The sequence below is a fragment of the Flavobacterium xizangense genome (assembly GCF_054075145.1).
Genome location: NZ_JBSIPG010000139.1, coordinates 1 through 265, shown reverse-complemented (window position 1 = coordinate 265; position 265 = coordinate 1). Strand labels below are relative to the sequence as shown.

1 pseudogene is annotated in these 265 nt (G+C 42.3%); it reads left to right on the top strand.

Annotation, left to right across the window (positions count from 1 at the left end):
* A pseudogene (locus ACWA1B_RS22840) lies at positions 1 to 265 on the top strand (alpha-galactosidase); the annotation flags it as partial.

The window sequence follows — 265 nt, the reverse complement described above, 5'->3', positions numbered from 1 at the left end:
GACAAACCTGGAGCACAGGAATATTACAATTCTATTTTGGAATTGTATGCGCAATGGGGAGTAGATTTTATTAAAATTGATGATTTGTCAAGACCTTATCACGAAGGCGAAATCAACCTAATTAGAAATGCGATTGACAAATGCGGACGTAAAATTGTTTTAAGCACTTCGCCAGGAGAAACGCCAATTTCAGCAGCTGCGCACGTGAGCACGCACGCAAACATGTGGCGTATGGTTGACGATGTTTGGGATACGTGGCCTCATA